This window comes from uncultured Dialister sp., from assembly GCF_937959425.1.
GTDB lineage: Bacteria > Bacillota > Negativicutes > Veillonellales > Dialisteraceae > Dialister.
On record NZ_CALGPS010000225.1, the window covers coordinates 1 to 5,610 of the forward strand.

The following is a 5,610-nucleotide window of genomic DNA, read 5'->3' on the forward strand; positions in this document are numbered from 1 at the left end:
CCACGTAGTGGTGGAAGGGGGAGGCCGCCGCAGGCGGTCGGGGCTGTGAAAAATGTTCAATCATTTCTTCACAGCTTCCTGCATTATGAGCTCCTTACCGGCATCCGAAAATACAGTCCGGCACGCCAGCGGTCAGCGGATAGCAGTCAGAGTACAGCGGTCTCACTGTCTCCCTGTCTCACTTTCTCACTTTCTCACTGTCCCACTGTCCCACTGTCCCACTTTCTCACTTTCCCACCAGCTCACTCACACCCATATAGAAAATCATTGACATGGTTTCATTTCCGTGCTATCCTGTAAACACAAACGAAAGAGGTACCGGAACTGACGGAGAAATGTGGAATTAACCACGTGGACCGGTATTTTCTGAATCAGCCGACCGTCTGGGCAGGGAAACCTACTCAGACGGTCTTTGCGTCTCCGGTTTCCCTTCATTGCATTATGCTTATGGAGGGATTTCTTATGAAAAAGAAGAATCGCTGGCTTATTGCCCTGGCAGCTGTGGGCATCCACATCTGCATCGGCAGTGTGTATGCATGGAGTGTACTGACGAAGCCGGTCATGGCGGCTATGGGTCTTTCCCTTTCGGAAACCACCTGGGCCTTTTCTATTGCCATTCTATTTCTGGGACTGTCCGCCGGCTTCCTGGGCGGCGTGGTGGAACGGATGGGTCCGGCCCGGTCCGGCCTGGTATCGGCGGCCTTCTTCGGCACCGGCCTTCTGGGCACGGCACTGGCAGTACATATGCAGTCGTCCCTGCTCCTTTATATCTTTTACGGCATGATCGGCGGCATAGGCCTTGGCACCGGCTACATTACCCCCGTATCCACTCTGGTGAAATGGTTCCCTGAACACCGCGGCTTTGCTACGGGCCTGGCTATTATGGGATTCGGCTTTGCGGCACTGGTGGCAGGCCCTCTCATGCGCTTCCTCACCGATACCTACGGCCTTACCACCAATTTCCTCATTCTGGGCATTGCCTATGCGGTGATTATTTCCCTTTCCGCTTCCTATCTCCGCCCGCCGAAGAAGGGTGAAATCCCGGTCATGCTGGAAGAAGTGCTCCGCCGGGAAGCTGCGAAAGGAAATAAGAGAACCCTGGTAGGTCCCCAGATGACAAGGAAGGAAGCGATGCATACCTGGAAATGGTTTGCTCTCTGGTGGATTTTCTTCACCAACATTACCTGCGGCATCGGTCTTCTGGCGGTAGCTTCTCCCATGGCCCAGGAAGTCATCGGCATGACTCCGGTAGAGGCTGCTTCCCTGGTGGGCATTATCGGTATCGTTAACGGCGGCGGCCGTATCGTGTGGTCCACCATTTCCGACTGGATAGGCCGGGGCATTACCTACATGGTATTCTTCGCTTTGGAAGTATGGGCATTCTACCAGCTCTCCATGACTACGGAAGGCCTCATTTTCCAGGCCCTGGTGCTCCTTATCATCAGCTGCTACGGCGGCGGATTCTCCTGCATGCCTGCCTATCTTTCCGATATTTTCGGCGTAAAGCAGCTTTCCTCCATTCACGGATCCATCTTGACCGCCTGGGGCATTGCCGGCGTGGCAGGTCCCCTCATCCTGGCTTTCATGAAGGAAAATACCGGCGGTTATGCAGCCACCCTTCATCTCTTCTCCGCCATGCTGGCACTGGCCTTCGTCATTGCCGCCGTACTCCGCTGGCGGAATGAAGTGGACAAGAGAAAATGGGCAGTGAAGGAAGAAAAAGATTTTCATGGGACCAGAGTAAAAACGACTATGGTATCCGGAGAAAGGATTTGACTTTGCCTTCGAAGAGGACTATACTTGAGGCATAAAAATTAAGCGAAGGTGCTTATAGGGATTTCCCCTGTAGGCACCTTCTTCGTTTTCAAGGGGGTCTTGCTATGAAGGATATCTGTACGATTTCTGTGGTTACTTTTCATCCGGTATGGGGCGATAAGGCGTCCAACCTGAAACGGATTGAAGAATACATCGAATGCGCTTACCGCAAAGGCAGCCAGATTGTTATATTCCCGGAAATGAGCCTCACCGGCTACGACGATGAAGCAGATAAGCCTTTCAAGGAAAAGATGCAGTACAAACTGGCAGAAACAGTGCCGGGGCCAAGCACTTTGGAAGTGGCAGAGCTTACAAAGAAGCTGGGCATGTATGTAATTTTCGGCATGCCCATCAGGGATGACAAGAATCCGGATATCATTTATAATGGCCTGGCCATTTTTTCGCCGAAGGGACTGGAAGGGGCCTATCACAAAATGCACCTGCCTTCGCCGGAACCGAACTGGGCCACCAGAGGGGATAAGCCCTTCATTCTTCATTCCGAATGGGGCCCCATCGGCTGCGCCATCTGCTATGATAATTATGCCTTCCCGGAACTTACCAGGTATTATGTGGCTAAAGGATGCCGTCTCCTGATTAACAGCACCGCCCTGGCCAAATGCCACGGCCCTTATTTCGGCTCTCCTACCCTGGAAGCTTCTGTCATCCAGAATGGCATTTATATCGCCTCTGCCAATATCGGCGGCCTGGATGTGGATAACTATTTCTGGGGAGGCAGCTGCATTCTTGGCCCCGGACAGAAACATCCCTGGTCCTTCTATTACTATGCAGGTCGGAAATTTACGGACGAAGATGCACCGGAAATCGAAATGTTTACTGCTACGGTGGACCTGTCCCTGGCCAGCCGGTATGCCTTCAAACATAACCCTGCCGTAGACGGCACGGACTGGAGGCCGGACAAGTACATTGAAATGTACAAGGATATCCTGAAGGACCCTGATTTCGGAAAATAAAGCATAAAAAAAGACTGTGAGGAAATGCAGACATTTCTTCGCAGTCTTTTTTATTATTCTTGCTTTCTTCAAAAATTTTCGAAATGACAGTGGAGGATGGCACTATATTTCACTGTCCCACTGTCCCACTGTCTCACTGCTGCGCTTCTTCCAGTTTCTGCAGGAAGAATTTCACATTTTCCGTGAGGTTCGGGCCTTCGGTCTGGAGAGCGCCGCCTACGAGGAAAATGGTGTCAGGGCCGTAGACGCGGTACATGTCTTTGAAGAGCTGCCATCTCATGCCGCCGGAGGGGATGGGGAAGATGGAGCGGAGGTAGGCCATTTTTTCGTTGGTGCCTTCGCAGATTCTGGTGCAGACGTCCTGGGAGAAGGAGAAACGGCCGCCGAAGCTGGTGAAAATGACGGCGTCGGCGCCGGCGAGGCGGGAGAGCTGGCCGTAGTAGCAGAAAGGGGATATGCCGGAGTCTTTGGAAAGGACCTGGGGCCCTGAGAAGCAGGGGTGGAGGAAGATGGGGAGGTTGAAGTCCGGATCCCTGGCCAGGTCGCGGATCATGGTAAAACCGGTGATGGCCGGAGCTGCCATAATGCCGTCGGCACCGATTTCCTTGGCCTTGTAGGCCCGGTCCAGGAACTGGAGGCCGTCGGCGGTGCAGTTGGCAATGTACATGCTCTTCTTACCTGTCTTTTCTTTGGCGTCGGCAAGGGCCATGACGCACTGGAGCACTCTTTCTTCGAAGGGGGCGTAGTCCTGGTTCATAAGGCTGTGGTCGTCCTTGATGATGGGGCAGCCGCCCATGGCCAGGTCGTATACCATTTTTCCCAGTTCTTTGGGGCTTCTGCCCAGAGGCTTGATAGCGCTCATGAGGATGGGGCCCCGGGGGACGCCGCAGAGGTCACGGAGGCCGGTACGGCCGAAGCGGGGGCCGGGGTAGTTGTCATACATGGCTTCGGGAAGGTCGAAGGACATGAGCTTGATACCCGGCTGAAGGCTTGTATTTCCGAAAAGCATATTCAGAAGCTCCGCCATTTCATTTCCTACAGCGGAAGGGTCGTAGGAAATGGTGGCGTAGTAGGCGCCGGGTTCCGCTTTCTTCAGGTCCTCGATCTGGCCCACAATGGTGTCGCCGATGGGAGTGCCTTCCACCAGTTCGTAGGGGCATTCCACCGTCTGTTCTACGCAGATGCCGAAGGCCAGCTTCTTGGCTTCTTCGTAGTCGGGAGCCGCAATGCGGTAGGTGGCGGTGAAACGGGATGACTGGGTGAGGTCTTCTTTCAGTTCTGCAAAAAGTTCGCTTTCAAAAAAGGGGGTATTACTCATAACTTATCCTTCCCGGCAGGAGGCAGTCACTCAAAAGAAGCGGGAAATCCCGCTGCCTTCTGCCTTATGAAATTGGAAATAAGGGAAATCAACGGGGATTTCATTTTTCGTAGGTTTGACGATAGGGGTTATCGGGATGGGCGGCTGTATCGTCGGAGAGCCAGTACAGGGGACGGTTCCTCGTTTCCTCAAATACATGGCCTATGTATTCGCCAAGAATCCCAAGGCACATGAGGTTCAAACTTCCGAAAATGGAAATGAGGATGGTCATGGTGGCCCAGCCGGGCACCGCCTGTCCGGTGATGACACAGTAGAGCACGTGGAGAATCAGCAGGAATCCTGCAAAGGCGGCGAGAAGTCCTATATAAAAGGAAATCCGCAGGGGGATGGTGGAGTTGGTAATAATGCCGTCCATCGCAAAATGAAGCATTTTTTTCATGGAAAATTTGGAGACGCCGGCGTGGCGGGCAGGTGCTTCAAATTCAATGGCTGCCTGCTTGAAGCCGAGTCCTCCTACAATGCCCCGGATGAAGCGGCTGTGTTCCCGGAATTTCCGGAAGGTGTCCAGCGCTTTTTTATCCATGAGGCGGAAATCCGAGCCTCCCGGCACCACCCGGGTGGTGGAAATGGAATTGATGACCGCATAGTAGCCGGAGGAGGTGAGCTTTTTCAGGGGACCTGCGTCTTCGGTAGCGGTGCGGATGGTCTGCACAATGTCATAGCCCTCCTGCCATTTTTCAATCAGTTTGGGAATGAGGGCCGGCGGGTGCTGCATATCTCCGTCCATAGTAATTACTGCGTCCCCTTTGGCAAAGTCCATGCCGCAGGTAATGGCAATCTGGTGCCCGAAATTCCGGGCAAAGGTAAGGGCCCGCACATGGGGGTCGCGGCTGGCCAGTTCGTGAATGAGCTCATCGGTTCTGTCCCGGGAGCCATCATTTACATAGATGATTTCATAGTCCATGGCCAGGTCTTTCATGACCCGGGTCACTTCATCATGAAAGTAAACCACGTTGCCTTCTTCATTATAGACAGGCGTCACAATTGATATCATAATAATCCTCCAGGTCAGGCTATATGCCAATGTATATTATAACACAGAAAAGGGGGCGGTTTGACGATTTTACCGGCTGAAACGGTGCGGATCCGTCGATTAATGACATTATATCGGTTTCTTTAGGCCGTGGCGTTAATTAATTTTAAAATTTTTATAAAGACAAAGGAAAAGAGCAGGAGGGGAGTCCTGCTCTTTTGTCAGAGGGTATTGGATTACGATAAATATAAAATAGTGAGATTAGAATTGAGCGTCTTCCGGCGGAGGCGGCGGAGCATGTCTTCCCCGTCCTTCATAGCGGCGGCTGCCGTCCTTGTGGTCTTTGTCAAAGCGGTGTTCATGGCGTCCTTCGTAGCGGCGGCTGCCGTCTTTGTGGTCTTTGTCAAAGCGGCGTTCGTGGCGGCCTTCGTAGCGGTGTCCGCCGTCTTTGTCGTCTTTGTCAAAGCGGTGTT

General features: G+C 53.0%; 5 protein-coding genes and 1 riboswitch. Of the genes, 2 read left to right on the top strand and 3 right to left on the bottom strand.

The genetic code is table 11. The annotated features are described in order from the left end of the window. The first annotated feature begins 310 nt into the window (after positions 1 to 310). Positions 311 to 396, top strand: a riboswitch (ZMP/ZTP riboswitch). Between the two features lie 66 nt (positions 397 to 462). Continuing rightward, on the top strand, positions 463 to 1,776 hold the full coding sequence (locus Q0482_RS09730) for an OFA family MFS transporter (RefSeq protein ID WP_299145869.1): 1,314 nt from the start codon (positions 463 to 465) through the stop codon (positions 1,774 to 1,776). A 104-nt stretch (positions 1,777 to 1,880) separates the two neighbouring features. After that, positions 1,881 to 2,786, top strand: a complete 906-nt coding sequence (locus tag Q0482_RS09735) for a carbon-nitrogen hydrolase family protein (protein WP_299145870.1) — start codon at positions 1,881 to 1,883, stop codon at positions 2,784 to 2,786. A 133-nt stretch (positions 2,787 to 2,919) separates the two neighbouring features. Here the strand turns inward: Q0482_RS09735 and Q0482_RS09740 are convergent, their stop codons facing one another. From Q0482_RS09740 to Q0482_RS09750, 3 genes are all read right to left on the bottom strand, one after another. Further along, on the bottom strand, positions 2,920 to 4,104 hold the full coding sequence (locus tag Q0482_RS09740) for a RuBisCO large subunit C-terminal-like domain-containing protein (protein WP_299145871.1): 1,185 nt from the start codon (positions 4,102 to 4,104) through the stop codon (positions 2,920 to 2,922). 100 nt (positions 4,105 to 4,204) lie between these two features. Then, positions 4,205 to 5,158: a glycosyltransferase family 2 protein gene (locus tag Q0482_RS09745; RefSeq protein WP_299145873.1), complete on the bottom strand. Its 954-nt coding sequence runs from the start codon at positions 5,156 to 5,158 to the stop codon at positions 4,205 to 4,207. Positions 5,159 to 5,398: 240 nt separating this feature from the next. Continuing rightward, positions 5,399 to 5,610: hypothetical protein (locus tag Q0482_RS09750; protein ID WP_299145874.1), on the bottom strand; the 212-nt coding region annotated here is incomplete at its 5' end.

Coding starts and splice junctions, on each gene's coding strand:
- Q0482_RS09730 (WP_299145869.1), top strand. CDS start 463: ATGAAAAAGAAGAATCGCTGGCTTATTGCCCTGGCAGCTGTGGGCATC.
- Q0482_RS09740 (WP_299145871.1), bottom strand. CDS start 4,104: ATGAGTAATACCCCCTTTTTTGAAAGCGAACTTTTTGCAGAACTGAAA.
- Q0482_RS09735 (WP_299145870.1), top strand. CDS start 1,881: ATGAAGGATATCTGTACGATTTCTGTGGTTACTTTTCATCCGGTATGG.
- Q0482_RS09745 (WP_299145873.1), bottom strand. CDS start 5,158: ATGATATCAATTGTGACGCCTGTCTATAATGAAGAAGGCAACGTGGTT.